The sequence below is a fragment of the Rhizobium acaciae genome (genome assembly GCF_025941625.1).
In the GTDB taxonomy this organism is placed as follows: Bacteria; Pseudomonadota; Alphaproteobacteria; order Rhizobiales; family Rhizobiaceae; genus Rhizobium; species Rhizobium acaciae.
The window spans coordinates 73,199-89,649 of the sequence record NZ_JAPCZO010000006.1 but is presented as its reverse complement, the minus strand read 5'-3'; the positions used below and the strand labels follow the sequence as shown (position 1 = coordinate 89,649).

Below are 16,451 nucleotides of genomic sequence, written 5' to 3'. Positions count from 1 at the left end.
AGATGAACGCGAAGACGCCGCGTCCCGCCATCGGCGGAAATTGGGCGAGCCTGCTTTTGCCGATCGCAGCCGATGACAGCATCGAATTCGACAAGCTCGGCGAAGAGATCGACATCCTCATCGATGCCGGCGTCGACGGTATTTACTCAAATGGCACGGCTGGCGAATTCCACAATCAGACGGAGGCGGAGTTCGACAGGATCCAGGCAATGCTGGCCGAACGCTGCAAGGCTTCCTCTATGCCGTTCGTCATCGGCGCCTGCCAGCCCGACCCGCTGATCATGCTCAATCGCGTCCGCCGCGCCGCCGCGCTCGATCCGCGCGCCATTCAGGTCATATTGCCGGACTGGTGGCCGCTTACCGATGCCGAAGCGGTCGACTTCCTGAAACGAGCGGCCGAGGTTGCCGACGGAATTCCGCTCATCCTCTACAATCCGCCGCATGCAAAACGCGTGCTGGCACCAAGGGAGCTCGGCATGGTCTGCGCGGCAGTGCCTGAGGTGATCGGCATCAAGCTCGCCGATGGCGACGCCTCCTGGTATGCCGAGGCACGCCGGCATCTGTCCGGGCTTTCGCTCTTCGTCCCAGGCCATCATCTCGCAACCGGCACGAGGGAAGGCGTGGCAGCAGGCTCTTTTTCCAACGTGGCCTGTCTTAGTCCCCGCGGCGCTCAGACCTGGACGGTTTCGATGCGAAACGATATCGACGCCGCACTCGATCTGGAGCGACGCATCTGCACGTTTATGGACGCGCATATCGTCCCGTTTCGCCAGGAATTCGGCTATTCGAACGCCGCTCTCGACAAACTTTTGAGTGCGATCGGCAATTGGGGACCTGTGGGCACCCGTTTGCGCTTTGCCTATCGTTCGATAGACATGGCAGAAGCGGTCAGATTGCGACGCATCGCACGCTCGGATCTCCCCGATCTTTTTCCCTGAGTTTGCTTAAGCAAGGGCTTTCCGATATGGCGCAGAACGAAAAGCTCTACCATCCCAGCCGGGCCGATATCTTGCTGGAGGCCTCCTTCAGCAGAACGATGAAGCGGTCGACGTCGCTTTTTTGCGTGCGAAAGGCCGGGGCGCCGACATTCACCGCGGCGATCACGGACCCGTCGAATGCCAGAACCGGCACCGAGACGGAGACAAGTTGCTCGCTGACTTCACCATAACTCACACAAAATCCCTGGCGTCGGATTTTATCCAATTCAGCAACCAACTTGCCGCGATCCGTGATCGTGCGCTTGGTCAGCCGCGGCAAAGTCTCCGGGATCATCTGCAACTGCACCTGGGGCTGGAGATAGGCGAGAAGCACCTTGTACGAGCCGGCCGTGAGCGGCCGTCTTCGACCGATCATCGCCTGCACCCGCAAGTCGCGCATCGGTTCGAACTTTGCAATACACAGGGATTCGCCATTGTCGATGATCCTGAGCTGGGTCGTTTCGTTGGCCTTCTGGCCGACTTCTTCAAGAATCGGATTGGCTATTCGCACCAGATCAACCTGTGTCGAGGCAGCAGTCCCGAGAATGATCGCAGTCGTCCCCAGCCGGTAAGTGCCTGTATCGCTCTTCCGCACCAGGCCGCGCCGTTCCAGTGTGCGTAACATGCGCAAAATTCTCGGCTTGGTTTCCCCGAGGTTCTGCGCCACCTCGGTCAGTCTGATATCCGGGTTTTTGGCGACATTCAGCAATACGTCGATGCAGACATCAACGGATTGCACAATATCGCTTTTTGATGATTGTCTTTTGTCCATGGGACCAGAATTTTCTCCGCGACAAAGGCTGAAGGATTGGCATAATTTCAAGTTACGGCTAGCGTAACGCGCTTGTTTTCCGTTTGACAGCCCCCTTGAGGCCCCCTTACCAATTTGTGTCAAGAGTGGACGGGAACCCGCTCGTACCGACCAAGCAAGGTCGGCCCAAAAACGCTAAACCGGGATGGAAGAAATGGCCGCAAAAATATTGACGCGGGCAGCGATCGGGCTGCTCGGAACGATTGCTATTCCTGCAATGGTCGCCGCACAGGAAACCCCGCTGACGATCGGGATGTCGACGACGCCGACGACGCTGGATCCCCATGAAGACAGTTCGGCGCCAAACAATGCGACCTCGCGCCATATCTGGGACAGCCTCATAAACCTCACGGGAACGTCGGCAAATGCGCCGGAACTCGCCACCGAATGGAAGGTCGTCGACCCTACCCACTGGGAATTCAAGCTGCGAAAGGGCGTGAAATTCCACGACGGCAGCGAGTTCAACGCCGATGACGTCATCGCTTCGCTTCTGCGTGCCCGCGACAAGCCCAGTCAGAGCTTTGCTTCCTACACCCGCAATATTGTCAATGTCACGGCCACGGATCCCTATACCATCGTCGTCGAGACCAAGGTTCCGGACCCGATCCTGCTGAATTCCGTCAGCCGAATTCGCATTATCAGCGCCGATTGCAAGGAGGCGCCGGTCCAGGATTTCGACAACGGCAAGTGTGCAATCGGAACCGGGGCCTATTCCTTCGTCTCCTATTCGCCAGGCAGCAACCTGACCTTGAAGCGCAATGACAGCTATTTCGCTGGGCCCTCGCACTGGTCTAACGTCACGCTCCGCTTCCTGCCCGATGACGGCGCCCGTCTGGCATCGCTTCTTTCCAACGAGATCGACCTTGTCGAAACCCTTCCTGCCGATGGAATGGCACGCGTGGAAGCGAGCGATAATCTGCAAGTCATCAACGGCCTGTCTTCCCGCTTCGTTTATCTTGGCCTCGATGTCAGCCGCGATGTTTCGCCTTTCGTGAAGGCTGCGGATGGTTCCGATCTCGACAAGAACCCGCTCAAGGATGAACGGGTGCGTCGGGCAATGCTGATGTCGATCAACCGGCCGGCAATCGTCGACCGCGTCATGCAGAAGAACGGCACGGTGGCCGACCAATTCGTCACCCAAGGCTATGCGGGCTATTCCGAAAAAGTCGAGAAGGTGGGTTATGATCCCGCCGCCGCCAAGGCGCTTCTGGCCGAGGCCGGTTATCCGGATGGCTTCAGCCTGACCCTGCATGGCCCCTCTGGCCGTTACGTCAAGGACGCCGAAGTTCTGCAGGCGGTCGGCCAGATGTTCACGCGCATCGGGATCAAATCGAAAGTCGAGGTCCTGCCCTGGTCGATGTATTCGGAAGCCTATTCAAAGGGCACCTACAGCACCTATTTCGGCTCCTGGGGTGTGAACACCGGCGAAACCACCAATCCGACTGTCGCGCTCGTCGCGACGCGCGACGAGAAAAAGGGGACCGGCAGATATAATGGCGGCGGCGTGTCCGATCCGAAGATCGACGAGGTGCTGGCCAAGGCGAGTTCGACACTCGATGAAGCTGCACGCGCGCCCCTTCTCGAGGAACTGTCGACCGAGACCTTCAACAACCTCTGGCTCCTCCCGATGCATTACGAAAACGTCGTGCTGGGTGCAAAGAAGACCGTGTCCTACACCCCGCGCGGTGACAAATATACGCTCGCTTACGACGTGAAGCCGGCGGACTGATGCATGCCGTCCAAAAGCGTACAGCGGTTTTGGGACAAATAAAGATTTGAAGTGCGTCGCATCGATCCAATCGATGCGGCGCGGTTTAAAACAGCAGCATGGGGCCGCACCAGGGCCGTCCCTTTCTTCATCTCCCAGGAGACATTCATGCAGGAACTTGGAACGGGCGAAGCCGTCGCCCGGGCGAAGGCCATCTATGACTATGGCCAGACGGCCATCTTCGCCTCTCAGGCCGATCCCCGCCTTCATATGGTGCTTTATGTGCCGCCGACGGCGGCAGACGGCCGCAAGCTCGATCTCCTAGTCGCGGTCCACGGCACCGGGCGCACGTCGGCCATCGACTTCCGCGACGGTTTTGCCGAATTCGGGCTCTACAACGACTGCGCCGTGCTTTGCCCGATCTTCCCGGTTGGCGTCCTCGGCGATGGTGCGCGTTCCGGCTACAAGTTCCTTGAGGAAGGCGACATCCGCTACGATCGTGTCGTCCTCGCCATGGTCACGGAGATGGCCGACAAATACCGCCAGGACTGGTCCAAATTCGCCATGTTCGGCTTCTCCGGCGGCGGGCATTTCGTGCACCGTTTCACCATCCTGCATCCGGAAAAGCTCTGGGCGGCATCGATCGGCGCACCTGGTTCCGTCACCCTTCTGGATCCGACGCGTGACTGGTGGGTCGGCATTCGGGACCTGGAGGCGCGCTTCGGCAAGGCCTTCCGGCCCGAAGATCTCGCCAAGGTGCCGGTGCATATGATCGTCGGCGACGCCGATCTGGAGACCTGGGAAATCACCCACAAGCCGGGTGGCAAATATTATATGGACGGCGCAAATGACGCCGGCAAAACGCGGCCCGAGCGCCTTGCCGCCCTGGCGAGCTCATTCCGCAAAGCGGGTGTCGATGTGACGTTCGATCGTGTTCCGGGGGTCTCTCACGACCGGATGAAGGTTCTGGGCTACGTCAAGGCCTTCCTGGCAAAGGTGCTGGAGGAGCGTCGCGCGAAATGAGAAATGCAACGATCGTAGCGCCTCAGCCGGAGGCAGTCGAAGCCGGCGCGGAAGTTCTCGAACGCGGCGGCAATGCCATCGACGCAGCACTCGCCTGTGCTTTCGTCCAAGGGGTGGTCGACCCGCAGATGGCCGGCATCGGCGGCTTCGGCTCCATGCATGTCTACATGCCGAAAAAGGGCGTGCACGAGATCCTCGAATTTTATGCGCGCGCGCCATTGAAGGCCGCCCCGGACATGTGGCTCGACAAGATCAAGCACCAGAGCCGCGACGGCTTCGGCTACGTGCTTGAAGGCAATATTTCCGATATCGGCTACCTTGCCGTCTGCACCCCCGGCTCGCTCAGGGGCTATGAGACTGCGCTACGCGATTACGGCACCTTCGATTGGGCCGATCTCATCAAGCCGGCCATCCGCCTTGCCGGTAACGGTTTCATGATCCGAAACCACATGCACTGGTATTGGGCCAAGGACCAGTCGAATGACGGTTTTGCCAACACGCTCGACAAATTGCGCTTTTCTGCAACAGGCCGGAAAGTCTATTTCCACGACGACGGCACGCTCAAGAATGTCGGCGACCTGCTCGTCAACAAGGATATGGCAGAGACTCTCGAACGGATCGCGCGAAGCGGCGGCTCGGACATCTTCTATCACGGCGAACTGGCCGAACAGATCGCCGGCGATTTCAAGGCACATGGCGGCTTGATCGATCGGCAGGATCTGGCGCGTTACGAATTGTCGAAGGTAAAGCCGGTTTGGGGCGACTATCGCGACCACCGCATCGCCACGTCACCTCCGCCAGGCTCGGGCTTCCCGATGCTGGAATTCCTGCATATCATGGAGCAGTTCGACGTCGGCTCGCTGCAGCATAGCAGCGCCGAACATGTCCGCATCCTGTTCGAAGCCATGAAGCGGATGACGATCGACAAGGACGCGCATATGGGCGATCCCGCCTATGTCGACGTGCCCTATGAAAAGCTGCTGTCGAAAGAGCATGCAAAGGCGCATGCCGGCGCGATCAAGGCGGGCGAGATCGCCAGTGTTTCGCGTCTTGATAGCTCGCAGCGCGACACCACGCATATCTCGGTGATCGACAAGGACGGCAATGCCGTCGCGATGACCCACACCCTCGGCAGTCCCTCGGGTGCGATCACCGACGGCCTCGGCTTCATGTACAATGGCACGATGAGCCGCTTCAATCCGCTTCCCGGTAAGCCCGGCTCCATCGCGCCCGGCAAGCGGCGTCCCAGCTCGGCGGCGCCGACGATCGTCTTCAAGGGCGACGAACCCAGCATCGTCATCGGAGCGCCAGGCGGCAGCTATATTGCGCCCGCCGTTGCGCAATGCCTTATGAACATGATCGATTTCGACATGTCCGTGCTCGAAGCCGTCTCGGCGCCGAGGATCGTAGGGGTGTCAAATACGATCGACATCTGCAATCGCATTCGACACTCTGTCGAAGACGAGCTGCGGACGCTGGGCTACCCGGTGGCGCGGTCGCCGCAGACATATGCGTTCGCCGCAGTCCACGCGATCAAGATTGACGGCGGCATCTCGAATGGCGCGGCCGATCCGCAGCGCGACGGGATGGCGATCTCCGTCGCCTAGATTCAAAAATGTTACAGCGTCCTTTGCGGCTCTCGAAAAGACGCGCGGCGCTGTAGGGAGAGGTTCAATGGTCACATCCATTATCAGGCGATTGATACAGGCGCTGTTCGTCGTTGTCGCGATGACGATCATTGTCTTCATCGGCGTCAATGTGATCGGCAACCCGGTCGACATCCTGATCAACCCGGACGCCAATCAGGCGGAGCGGGCACTCGTTATCGCCCATTACGGTCTGGATCAGCCGCTGTGGAAACAGTATCTGCTGTTTCTCCAAGGGCTTCTGCACGGGGACTTCGGCAACAGCTTCGTTTATGGGCGGCCGGCACTGGGCCTGATCCTCGAACGTCTTCCGGCAACGCTCGAACTGGCGATCACGGCTCTCGGCATCGCGCTGCTGTTCGGCCTGCCGCTTGGGCTGTATGCAGGGCTCTACCCCAATCGGATTTCCTCCAAGCTGATCATGAGCGGCTCGATTCTGGGCTTCTCGCTTCCGACCTTCTGGGTCGGTCTCATGCTGATCATGGTGTTTTCCGTCGAGCTCGGCTGGTTGCCGACGAATGGCCGTGGCCCGACGCAGGAACTGCTCGGCGTACAATGGTCGTTTCTGACCGCAGACGGCATCCGGCACCTTCTATTGCCCGCCTTCAACCTGGCTCTGTTCAAGACGTCGCTCATTCTTCGGCTGACCCGCGCCGGCGTGCAAGAGGTTCTCCCCCAGGACTATGTGAAGTTTGCCCGCGCCAAGGGATTGCGAGAGCGGAGGATCATTTCCGTGCACGTTCTCAAGAACCTGATGATCCCGGTGGTGACCATCATCGGTCTCGAGTTCGGCTCACTCATCGCCTTTTCGGTCGTCACCGAAAGCATCTTTGCGTGGCCGGGCATGGGCAAGCTCATCATCGACTCGATCAACCTTCTCGATCGCCCCGTCATCGTCGCCTACCTGATGATGATGGTGCTGCTCTTCGTCGTCCTCAATTTCATCATCGATATCTGTTATACCCTTCTGGATCCGCGGGTCCGGCTGGAAGGAAAGGCTTGACCCCATGGCCGAACCAAACACGCAAGACACAAGCGCTCCAACGCCCGAACCCAGTCGTCTGTCGAAAGGGATCGCGGATTTCTTCAGCTCTCCGGCAGCCGCGATCGCCTTCCTCACGCTGATGATCATCTGTTGCCTGGCGCTGTTTGCGCCATGGATCTCTCCGCAAAATCCCTATGATTTGATGCAGCTCGACATCATGGATGGACGGCTGCCGCCGGGGTCCGAATCCATGACCGGGCTTGTCTATCACCTCGGTACCGACAGCCAGGGCCGCGATATCCTGTCCGGCATCCTCTATGGCCTGCGCACCTCACTACTGGTGGGCGTTCTGTCGGCTTTCGCTGCTGCCATCATCGGAACCTCAGCCGGATTGTTTGCCGCTTACATGGGAGGGCGCACGGAAACCGCGATGATGCGGCTCGTCGACCTGCAGCTGTCGTTTCCCACCATCTTGATGGCGCTCATGATGCTTGCCGTGCTGGGCAAGGGCGTGCCCAATGTGGTGATCGCACTGATCATCGCCGAGTGGGCGACCTATGCCCGCACGGTCCGCGGCACCGCTCTGGTCGAGCGCGAGAAGGAATATATCGAGGCGGCCCGGATGCTGCGCCTGCCCGGATGGCGCATCCTCTTCAAGCACCTGCTGCCGAATTGTCTTGCGCCGGTCATCGTCATCGCCACCATGCAGATCGCCCGGGCAATCGGCCTCGAGGCGACCTTGTCCTTCCTCGGTCTCGGTGCATCCGTGACCGAACCCTCGCTCGGCATGCTGATCTCGACGGGCTACCAGTATCTTCTGACAGGCCTTTACTGGATCAGCTTCTTTCCCGGCATTGCGCTTCTGGTCACGATCGCGGCGATCAATCTCGTCGGCGACCGGCTGCGCGATGTGCTCAATCCGAGGAACATGTCATGACCCCATTGCTGCAAGTGAGCAATCTCGTCACCGAATTCGGCGGTGGCAGGGGACGCCCCAGCCTTTGCGCCGTCAACGATGTGTCGTTCTCGGTGGAGCGCGGCAAGGTCCTTGGTCTTGTGGGAGAATCCGGATCCGGAAAGTCGGTGACCGGCTTTTCGATCATGCGGCTCCTCGATAAACCCGGCCGGGTTGTCGGCGGCAGGGTCATCTTCGACGGCGCCGACATCGCGAAATATTCGGACGAAGAGATGCGGCAGCTGCGCGGCAAGCGGATCGCCATGGTATTCCAGGATCCGATGATGACGCTTAATCCGGTCCTGACGGTCGGAACGCAGATGGTGGAAGCCGTCCGGGCACACGAGCGAGTCTCGAAGGATGCCGCCCGGCAGCGGGCGCGGGATGCTTTGGCGCTGGTCGGAATACCAAGCCCTGAAGAAAGGCTTGCCGCCTACCCGCATCAGTTCTCCGGGGGAATGCGCCAGCGCGTGGCAATTGCCATCGCGCTTCTTCACAAGCCGGACCTCATCATCGCCGATGAACCGACAACGGCGCTTGATGTGACGATCCAGAGCCAGATCATTTCCGAATTCCAGAAACTCACCGAAGAGGGAAATACGGCGGTGATCTGGATCACCCACGATCTGGCGATCGTTTCAAGATTGGCCGACGAGATCGCCGTCATGTATGCCGGCCGCCTCGTCGAGACCGGACCGGTGGGCAAGGTTCTGACCGATCCTCACCATCCCTACACCGCCGGTCTGATCGCGTCGGTGCCCTCGCAAAACAGACGCGGAGAACCGCTTCACCAGATCCGCGGCATGACGCCGGCGATCAACCGCCTCCCACAGGGATGCAGTTTTCGTACGCGCTGTGATCGGGCAACCGACGGCTGTCTGGTCTTGCCGGCGCTCATGCCGGAAGGCGATCGCTCCTTCCGTTGCATTCATCCCGTAACGAAAGAGGTAGCATGATGACGGCGACCGCCGCGCCCCTGATCGAAGCGAGGAACGTGTCGCAGCGCTTCGGAGCCAAGCCCGACCTGGCCGCCAAGATCGCGCTCAAGCTCAAACTGGCCAAACCGGCGCCTGTCGTGCACGCGCTTGATAATGTCAACCTCAGCATTCGGCCCGGAGAGGTTGTCGGCCTTGTCGGTGAAAGCGGCTGCGGAAAGTCGACGCTCGGCCGCGCTATTGCAGGGATCACTTCGCCGAGCCAAGGCCAAATTCTCTGGAAGGGGATGGACCGAAGCGCCATGTCGAAAGGCGAGCAGCATCAGTTCGGTCTCGCCAGCCAGATGATCTTCCAGAATCCGATGGCGGCTCTCAATCCGCGCATGACCGTCGAGGAGCTTATCTGGGAGGCGCCTCGAACGCATGGGCTTGCCCGCTCGACGGAACGCGACGCCTATGTCGACAGATATTTGATGCTGGCCGGTTTCGACCCGGCCATGAAAAAGCGATACCCGCACCAGTTTTCCGGTGGCCAGCGGCAGCGCGTCAATATTGCGCGCGCGCTCGCCGTGCAGCCGAAATTCCTCGTCTGTGACGAAAGCGTCGCGGCACTCGATGTTTCCATCCAGGCCCAGGTGATCAACCTGTTCATGGAACTTCGTGACAAGCTCGACCTGACCTATTTGTTCGTCAGCCATGATCTCGGCGTCGTGGAACATATTTCCGATCGCGTTGCGATCATGTATCTCGGCCGGATCATCGAAGAGGCGCCGGTCGAGGAGGTTTTCAGGCGGCCCAATCATCCTTACACGAAGGCGCTCTTGGCCGAGGTGCCGCGCATCGAATCCGGCAAGCGACAGTTCAAGCCCGTCGATGGCGAACTCCCCAGCCCGATAAACCCGCCGAAAGGCTGTCACTTCCATCCGAGATGCCCGTTTGCGATGGACCGCTGTCATATGGAAGTGCCGGTGAAAAAGGAAATTGCACCGGGGCACCTGTCGGCTTGCCACCTCAATGATGAATGATCTCAAACGACAGGAGCGCGGATTGCTTCAGGCCTAAAATCATCGTGCTCTAATGCGCGCGAGCGCCGCCCGAACGGGAAACTTTTTTCAATCCGGCTCCCGCGGCGGCGGTGTCCGCCAGAGAGGCATCGCCGAGCGACATGACGCCGGTGGGGCGTTTGTCACGATTGACGACGGGAAGGTTGGTTCGAATCCGTTGAACCAGTCATCGTTAAATGCACCGGCCGCTTCGTCAGGAATCCGAGGTGCCCTCCTCCTCCACAAATATCCCCCAAGCGGCGATGAAGAGAGCGGCTATCAACGGCCCGATCACGAAACCATTGATGCCTAGGAGAGAAATGCCGCCAATGGTGGAAATGAGGACGACATAGTCGGGAAGCTTGGTCTCCCTGCCGACTAAGGATGGCCTCAGAAGATTATCGACAAGACCGATGACGAGGGCGCCCACCGCAACCAGCACAATCGCCTTCATCCAAAAGCCTGCCAAGGCCAGGTAAATGGCCGTTGGCACCCAGATCAATGCGGCGCCGACCGCAGGCAGCAGCGACAGGAAACTCATCAGCACGCCCCACAGCAGGGCGGGTTCGACGCCGAGGGCCCAGAAGGCAATCCCGCCGATCGAACCCTGGATGATGGCGATGATAATATTGCCTCGCACGGTCGCGTGAACGACCGAAGTGAATTTGGAGGTGAAGCGAAGGGTATGGGCATCGCTGAGAGGCAGCGCTCTTCTGATGGCGCGGGCAAGGGCGCCCCCATCCCGGAACATGAAGAACAGGATATAGAGCATCACGCCGAAGGTCACGAAGAACCGCAGGGTGTTCTGACCGAGGCTCAAGGCGCGTCCGGCAAAAAAACCGCCGCCCTGCATCAATGCCGAGGAAATGCGGTCCTGAAACGTATCGACGCCGTTCAGCTCGATGCTCCGGAGCCAGTCGCGGAGGAACAAGGGCAATGCTTCCTGCAGATTACGAATAAAGCTCCGGACGTCGATCTCGCCGGTGTCCATACGTTGATAGAGATGGTTGCCCTGCTGGACGAGTGAACTGAGGACGATCAGCCCGGGAATGATAACGACGCAGAGACAAATCAATACAGACAGCGCTGCAGCAAGGTTTCCCCGCCCACCCAGCCGAGCCTCGATACGGGCGTGAAGCGGGAAGAAGATGATAGCGAGGACGACTGCCCAGAATATCGCCGAATAGAACGGTAGCACGACGGCGACGAACGCAATGGTCACGAGGACCAGAAGCACATAGAAACTGACACGCTGAAGGAGCATTCGATCTTTCCGCTTCGAGACCGCGATGATGGTAGCACAGATAAGGCGGCAGCGCTGGCCTCCCTCCCATCCTACACTAACGGCTCGATGCCGTAGGCGCCGTCCAGCAACCGGCCGGAACTTCTACTTGCGACTTTCGTTATGCGGCTCATGTTAACGAAGCAATCAGTCCCGCCGATGCTCGGAACAACAATTCACGTTGAAGATCAGGACGTTCACATCATTGACGGTGGCAACCCACATGGCATTCCAGTCCTCCTCCTGCATGGCTGCGGCAGCGTTGCGCAGGAAATTTTGTTTCCTTTCGACAACAGCGATTTCCGGATCATTGCACCCGACCGCCCTGGCTATGGACTGAGCACGCCGCTTGTACCGGCTGAGCGTGGACCTGAGGGACAGTCCTTCTGGCTTGAACGCCTTCTCGCCTCTCTTGACCTGCCGGAGGTGACGATCGTCGCGCACTCGATCGGCAGCGCAGCCGCGCTACACCTTGCGGCAAGAAGACCGGACCTCGCCAGGGGACTTTTTCTCATTTCCCCATGTTGCGCGCCTGTGCCATCGAAGCCGCTGATTGTGCTTAGATCGGCGGTCGCTCCGGTGGTCGGGCCGTTGATCCGCCAGCACGTCATCTGCCGGTGGCCCGCATTCTTTCTCGATCGAGGCCTCAGGTCGTCCTCTTTTCCCAATCCCCTGCCTTCTCATCTCTCGGACCTGCCAGCCTCTCACGTGGTCAATTCCATCACCATCCGCACGATGGCCGACGAGTTGCGCGCCTTCAACCGAGACATGGAGCGCCTTCCAGATCTGCCTGGCGATCTTCCCCTGCACGTTCTCTTCGGGATGGCGGACCGCGTGATTTCACCGAACTGGCATATCGATTGGCTTTGCAGGAAGCATCCGGCGCCGATCATCAGTTTACTGGAAGGTGTCGGGCATTTGCCCCATCATGTGGTCCCCGGCGTGGCGCGACGGATGCTTGGTGATCTTGTGGAGGCATCGGCACAAGAAACGGAACTCCCGCGTGTGAGGAGCATCGGCTCGCAGGCGGTTGCGGAAGTGCCATCTCCCAAAGAGTACATGCCGGTCTTCAGAGGAGATGAATCCCCGGCCCTTTGATTCGAAGCGCCACGGCATTCCAGAGTAAGGATGGGGCAATACCAGACACAGGAGGCCCGCAATCCGATCGCCGCCTTTAGGGTGGAGATGATTTTTCTGTTGTCGCAAATGAAAAATCTGATTTACTGACGCTTCGCTGCTTGGCTTTAAGGGGGATATTGCCGATGCCGTGGACACGCAGAAATATTGTGCTTGGTGGATTGGCGTTACTTGGCGCCGGTGCAGTCCGGAAACCGGCATTCGCCGCGGCGTCTTCCTTTTTCGACGGGACCATCGTCGACAATGGTGTGGCGTTCCGAAGAACCAACTTCGCCAAGATCGACAAGAAGTGGCACCGCCAGGTCGTCAAATATTTCAGCAGCGAGCCGATCGGCACCGTCGTCGTCGATACGAGGCACCATTTCCTCTACGTGATCATGGAGAACAAGACGGCCATCCGTTACGGCGTCGGCGTCGGCCGCGAGGGCTTCAAATGGTTTGGCCGCGCCACGATTGATGATAAATCGCTTTGGCCGCGCTGGACGCCTCCGCCTGAGATGCGCAAGCGCCACCCCGAACTGCCCGAATTCGTGGCGGGAGGCTCACCGAAAAATCCACTCGGTCCCCGCGCCATGTATCTGCATCGCGACGGCGTCGACACCGGCTATCGCTTCCACGGCACGCTGGAGCCGTGGAGCATCGGCAAGGATGCGTCGAGCGGCTGCATCCGCATGTTCAACGAAGACGCCATCGATCTTTACCAGCGTTGCCCGATCGGCACCGCTGTGCAGGTGCTGCCGCATATTGCCGACCAGGCTGAAAGTGCCACTCAGGTCAGCCAAACCACCCCGGTCGAATGAGGAATATAGCCCTGATGTCTGCTACGACCGGATACATGAGGCAGCTTGTGGCCGTGGCCATGCTCCTGGCACTTACCGCCTGCACCACCACCAAGATCGCCGCCCTGGAAGAACCTGCTGCGGCGCCGATGACCGGCCAGACCAACGATCCCGCGCCCGGTTTCGAGAACGTCGCGATGGGCAGTGAAGAGGATTTCATCCTCAATGTCGGCCGGCGGATCTACTTCAGGCAGGACTCCGCAACACTCGATTCCGTCGCTATGGCAACCCTGGATAACCAGGCCGCCTGGCTCAACAGGAACCCGTCCTGGCTGCTCAAGCTGCAGGGATTTGCCGACGATTCCGGTTCCGCATCCAGCATGGAGACGCTGTCGCAGAAGCGCGCCGATGCGGCGATGGCTTATCTCGTCTCGAAAGGCGTGGACGCCAGACGCATGTGGGCCAAGGGCTACGGCAACGACCGCGAAGTCCGCGACTGCACCGAGCGCTCCTGCAAGGTGCAGAACCGACGCGTCGTCACCAATCTCCGCACTCAGCCCGACGCGGCCTGATCTAGCTCGAACCACTCAACGCTTGCGCGGACGCGCCAAGCGCTATCGGCTGGGCTCACTCGAATACGACATGGATCTCGCCAGTCTGCGTTTAATACGAAGGTGGCTGTACATGTTCGAGTGGCGACGGCAGATCGATAACGAACCTGATATCCGCGGCATTCGCAGCCACGACCAGCTGGTAATCGCCCGGTTCGGCGCGGAAGGCACGGGCCTCAACGTCGAAATAAGCGAGATCGCGCGGCAGGATCTTCATTTCGGCCGTCCCAGTCTCACCGGGCAGCAGCGAAAGCTTTGCGAAGGCGCGCAGTTCCTTGTCCGGCCGCTCCACCTTTGACTTCGGCGAACGCACATAGAGCTGGACCAGCTCCGATCCGGCCCGGTCGCCGATATTGGTCAGATCGACGCGGATCATCACGCCTTCGGCACCCATTTCGCTTGCTGAGAGCCGCGGCTCGCCCCAGTTGAAGCGTGTATAGCCAAGGCCGAAACCGAAGGGGAAGAGCGGCTCGACGGCGCGTGTATCGTGGTGACGGTAGCCGACGAACACACCTTCGTCGTAGCGCACATGTCCATCCTTACCCGGATAGACGGCCGGATCGCCCGTCATGGTGGAATTGTCGGCAAGCGCTTTCGGGAATGTCTGCGGCAGGCGTCCGCCGGGCTCGACGTCACCGAACAGGACATCGGCGACGGCATTGCCCAGCTCCTGCCCGGGATACCAGATCTGCAGCACGGCGCGAACCTTGCCGAGCCAGGGCATTTCCACCGGGCCGCCGGTCTGCAGGACGACCACGGTGTTGGCGTTGACGGCCGCGACCCGCTCGATCAGCTCTTCCTGCCGGCCCGGAAGCCGCATGTCGGGCAGGTCCAAGCCCTCGGTATCCCATTCGCCGTCGCGGCCGACGAAGAGAAGCGCCACATCGGCATTCAGCGCCGTCTCGACGGCGTCCTCGATATCGGCCTCACCCAAGGGCTTTTCGACGCCGAACCGAATGGCCGTGAGGTTGATCCCCTCCCCGTTCGCCACCGGCGGGTCATACTCGACGGTGACGGTATGGGCCTTGCCCGCATCGAGCGCCACCGTGCCGCGCTGTTCGTCATTAGCCGTGCCGAAATAGTTCTCGCCGCGTGTCCAGCCGTCATGGCCATCGACCGTGAGCCTGCCATCGACGAAGAGCCGCGCCAGTCCGGCATTGGTCATGCCGAAGACATGATCGCCGCTCTCCTCCGGCACGAATTGCATCGTCATCCGCGCCGAGAAATTGGTGGGGTCGAGTTCGCCTGACGGCAGCTCGAACCAGAAGAACTCGCCCTTGTCGACGGTCTCGACATGAAGCGGAGTGCCCTGGCAACCACGCCCCTTGAAATATTCGACGGTGATCTTTCCCTTGGCCACCTCGATCAGACGGTTGTGGCGGCAGCCGACGGCGTGACTGACGCTGTTGGCATTGGAAAGGGCGGCTCGAATGCCTTCGAGTGGGCTGACCGTATAATGCGCCGCGATCTGCGCGCTGCCGCCGCCCATCACGCGCGCGCTCGCGGCGTTGGGTCCGATGACGGCGATCCGGTCGAGCGACGTCTTGGCAAGCGGCAGGATGCAGTCGTTCTTCAAAAGGACCGCGCCTTCCGCGCCGAGACGTCGGATCAGCGCCCGGTCTTCCGGCAGGTCGACCGCCTGCTCCGTAAGATCTGGCTTCTTCTCGAACGCGCCGACCCGCTCGAGCAGCAGCAGGATTCGCCGCGCCGCCGCCCGCACGGTGGCCGCTTCGACCCTGCCCTCGCGCACGGCCGCAACCAGCTTCTCGCCGCGATCGCGCGCCGGGCCGGGCATTTCGAGATCGAGACCGGCATTGATCGTCTCGGCCGTCGAATGCGAACCGAACCAGTCGGACATGACGATTCCGTCGAACCCCCATTCTTCGCGCAGCACCTTGGTCAGCAGCCACTGATGCTCGCTGGTATAGGTGCCGTTGAGGCGGTTATAGGAGGACATGACGGCCATTACGCCGGCGCGCCGGACAGCCTGTTCGAAGGGCGGAAAGTAGATTTCGCGCAACGTCCGCTCGTCGATATCGGAAGACATGGTCTGCCGCTCGATCTCGGATTCGTTGCCGGCGAAGTGCTTGATCGTCGCCGCGATCCCCTGGCTCTGCACGCCCTTGATATAGGCGACGGCGAGTTCCGCGGTCAGCATCGGATCCTCGGAATAACACTCGAAATTTCGCCCGTTGAGGCCGGAACGATGGATATTCACCGTGGGTGCGAGCAGCACGGCGGCCACCTTGCTCTTCGCCTGGTGGGCAAGCGCCACGCCCATACGCTCGACGAGATCGGGATTCCAGGTGGCGCCGAGCGCGATGGCGACAGGAAAACAGGTCGCCTTGACGCCGCCGACCAGCGAACCGGCGCCGCGAGCCCCATTCGGCCCGTCCGTCACCTTGATCTTCGGCACATCCAGACGCTCGACGGGAACAGTCGTCCAGAAATCGGCGCCGGACAGCAGCGCGACCTGCTCCTCAATCGTCATCTTGTCGAGAATGGAATCGATCATGCAAACCTCCCCTTCAATGGAATTCGGGCATTGCGAAATGCTGG

The 16,451-nt window shown here is 60.2% G+C and carries 14 protein-coding genes; 11 read left to right on the top strand and 3 right to left on the bottom strand.

What is annotated here, in order from left to right:
- Nucleotides 1-2: 2 nt before the first annotated feature.
- Nucleotides 3-938 (top strand): dihydrodipicolinate synthase family protein, encoded by a 936-nt coding sequence (locus OLZ32_RS11485; RefSeq protein WP_264396104.1) that lies wholly within the window; start codon nucleotides 3-5, stop codon nucleotides 936-938.
- Between the two features lie 46 nt (nucleotides 939-984).
- Here the strand turns inward: OLZ32_RS11485 and OLZ32_RS11480 are convergent, their stop codons facing one another.
- Nucleotides 985-1,749 carry an IclR family transcriptional regulator gene (locus OLZ32_RS11480; protein WP_264396103.1) on the bottom strand — a complete coding sequence of 255 codons (765 nt, stop codon included), beginning with the start codon at nucleotides 1,747-1,749 and terminating at the stop codon, nucleotides 985-987.
- A gap of 193 nt (nucleotides 1,750-1,942) precedes the next feature.
- On the opposite strand from OLZ32_RS11480, the gene OLZ32_RS11475 reads away from it, so the two are divergent.
- The 7 genes from OLZ32_RS11475 to OLZ32_RS11445 all read left to right on the top strand — a co-directional run bounded on the left by OLZ32_RS11475 (nucleotide 1,943) and on the right by OLZ32_RS11445 (nucleotide 10,065).
- The gene (locus OLZ32_RS11475) at nucleotides 1,943-3,517 is read left to right on the top strand and encodes an ABC transporter substrate-binding protein (protein WP_264396102.1); all 1,575 of its coding nucleotides are present in this window, start codon (nucleotides 1,943-1,945) and stop codon (nucleotides 3,515-3,517) included.
- Nucleotides 3,518-3,664: 147 nt separating this feature from the next.
- Complete coding sequence (locus OLZ32_RS11470) at nucleotides 3,665-4,519, top strand: alpha/beta hydrolase (RefSeq protein ID WP_264396101.1); 855 nt, start codon at nucleotides 3,665-3,667, stop codon at nucleotides 4,517-4,519.
- Nucleotides 4,516-6,126, top strand: coding sequence for a gamma-glutamyltransferase (ggt, locus tag OLZ32_RS11465; protein ID WP_264396100.1), 1,611 nt, complete (start codon nucleotides 4,516-4,518; stop codon nucleotides 6,124-6,126). The genes OLZ32_RS11470 and ggt overlap by 4 nt, the downstream gene beginning before the upstream one ends.
- A 67-nt stretch (nucleotides 6,127-6,193) precedes the next feature.
- On the top strand, nucleotides 6,194-7,168 hold the full coding sequence (locus tag OLZ32_RS11460; protein WP_017957362.1) for an ABC transporter permease: 975 nt from the start codon (nucleotides 6,194-6,196) through the stop codon (nucleotides 7,166-7,168).
- A gap of 4 nt (nucleotides 7,169-7,172) precedes the next feature.
- Entirely contained in the window at nucleotides 7,173-8,087 is a 915-nt protein-coding gene (locus OLZ32_RS11455; RefSeq protein ID WP_264396099.1) for an ABC transporter permease, read from the top strand.
- Nucleotides 8,084-9,061, top strand: coding sequence for an ABC transporter ATP-binding protein (locus OLZ32_RS11450; protein WP_264396098.1), 978 nt, complete (start codon nucleotides 8,084-8,086; stop codon nucleotides 9,059-9,061). Before OLZ32_RS11455 ends, OLZ32_RS11450 begins: the two co-directional genes overlap by 4 nt.
- Nucleotides 9,061-10,065 carry an ABC transporter ATP-binding protein gene (locus tag OLZ32_RS11445; RefSeq protein WP_264396291.1) on the top strand — a complete coding sequence of 335 codons (1,005 nt, stop codon included), beginning with the start codon at nucleotides 9,061-9,063 and terminating at the stop codon, nucleotides 10,063-10,065. The genes OLZ32_RS11450 and OLZ32_RS11445 overlap by 1 nt, the downstream gene beginning before the upstream one ends.
- A gap of 232 nt (nucleotides 10,066-10,297) precedes the next feature.
- Here the strand turns inward: OLZ32_RS11445 and OLZ32_RS11440 are convergent, their stop codons facing one another.
- Nucleotides 10,298-11,347: an AI-2E family transporter gene (locus OLZ32_RS11440; RefSeq protein WP_264396097.1), complete on the bottom strand. Its 1,050-nt coding sequence runs from the start codon at nucleotides 11,345-11,347 to the stop codon at nucleotides 10,298-10,300.
- A 141-nt stretch (nucleotides 11,348-11,488) separates the two neighbouring features.
- On the opposite strand from OLZ32_RS11440, the gene OLZ32_RS11435 reads away from it, so the two are divergent.
- The 3 genes from OLZ32_RS11435 (at nucleotide 11,489) to OLZ32_RS11425 (ending at nucleotide 13,853) form a co-directional block, all read left to right on the top strand.
- Nucleotides 11,489-12,463 (top strand): alpha/beta fold hydrolase, encoded by a 975-nt coding sequence (locus OLZ32_RS11435; RefSeq protein ID WP_264396096.1) that lies wholly within the window; start codon nucleotides 11,489-11,491, stop codon nucleotides 12,461-12,463.
- A gap of 164 nt (nucleotides 12,464-12,627) precedes the next feature.
- Nucleotides 12,628-13,302 (top strand): L,D-transpeptidase, encoded by a 675-nt coding sequence (locus OLZ32_RS11430; RefSeq protein WP_264396095.1) that lies wholly within the window; start codon nucleotides 12,628-12,630, stop codon nucleotides 13,300-13,302.
- Between the two features lie 14 nt (nucleotides 13,303-13,316).
- Complete coding sequence (locus OLZ32_RS11425) at nucleotides 13,317-13,853, top strand: OmpA family protein (protein ID WP_003550523.1); 537 nt, start codon at nucleotides 13,317-13,319, stop codon at nucleotides 13,851-13,853.
- Nucleotides 13,854-13,944: 91 nt separating this feature from the next.
- Here OLZ32_RS11425 and OLZ32_RS11420 read toward each other — a convergent pair whose 3' ends face one another.
- Nucleotides 13,945-16,407, bottom strand: coding sequence for a beta-glucosidase (locus OLZ32_RS11420; RefSeq protein WP_264396094.1), 2,463 nt, complete (start codon nucleotides 16,405-16,407; stop codon nucleotides 13,945-13,947).
- Between the last annotated feature and the right edge of the window lie 44 nt (nucleotides 16,408-16,451).

Excerpts from the sequence above, each read along its gene's own strand:
- OLZ32_RS11485 (WP_264396104.1), top strand. The coding sequence starts at position 3 with ATGAACGCGAAGACGCCGCGTCCCGCCATCGGCGGAAATTGGGCGAGC.
- OLZ32_RS11480 (WP_264396103.1), bottom strand. The coding sequence starts at position 1,749 with ATGGACAAAAGACAATCATCAAAAAGCGATATTGTGCAATCCGTTGAT.
- OLZ32_RS11475 (WP_264396102.1), top strand. The coding sequence starts at position 1,943 with ATGGCCGCAAAAATATTGACGCGGGCAGCGATCGGGCTGCTCGGAACG.
- OLZ32_RS11470 (WP_264396101.1), top strand. The coding sequence starts at position 3,665 with ATGCAGGAACTTGGAACGGGCGAAGCCGTCGCCCGGGCGAAGGCCATC.
- ggt (WP_264396100.1), top strand. The coding sequence starts at position 4,516 with ATGAGAAATGCAACGATCGTAGCGCCTCAGCCGGAGGCAGTCGAAGCC.
- OLZ32_RS11460 (WP_017957362.1), top strand. The coding sequence starts at position 6,194 with ATGGTCACATCCATTATCAGGCGATTGATACAGGCGCTGTTCGTCGTT.
- OLZ32_RS11455 (WP_264396099.1), top strand. The coding sequence starts at position 7,173 with ATGGCCGAACCAAACACGCAAGACACAAGCGCTCCAACGCCCGAACCC.
- OLZ32_RS11450 (WP_264396098.1), top strand. The coding sequence starts at position 8,084 with ATGACCCCATTGCTGCAAGTGAGCAATCTCGTCACCGAATTCGGCGGT.
- OLZ32_RS11445 (WP_264396291.1), top strand. The coding sequence starts at position 9,061 with ATGACGGCGACCGCCGCGCCCCTGATCGAAGCGAGGAACGTGTCGCAG.
- OLZ32_RS11440 (WP_264396097.1), bottom strand. The coding sequence starts at position 11,347 with ATGCTCCTTCAGCGTGTCAGTTTCTATGTGCTTCTGGTCCTCGTGACC.
- OLZ32_RS11435 (WP_264396096.1), top strand. The coding sequence starts at position 11,489 with ATGCGGCTCATGTTAACGAAGCAATCAGTCCCGCCGATGCTCGGAACA.
- OLZ32_RS11430 (WP_264396095.1), top strand. The coding sequence starts at position 12,628 with ATGCCGTGGACACGCAGAAATATTGTGCTTGGTGGATTGGCGTTACTT.
- OLZ32_RS11425 (WP_003550523.1), top strand. The coding sequence starts at position 13,317 with ATGTCTGCTACGACCGGATACATGAGGCAGCTTGTGGCCGTGGCCATG.
- OLZ32_RS11420 (WP_264396094.1), bottom strand. The coding sequence starts at position 16,407 with ATGATCGATTCCATTCTCGACAAGATGACGATTGAGGAGCAGGTCGCG.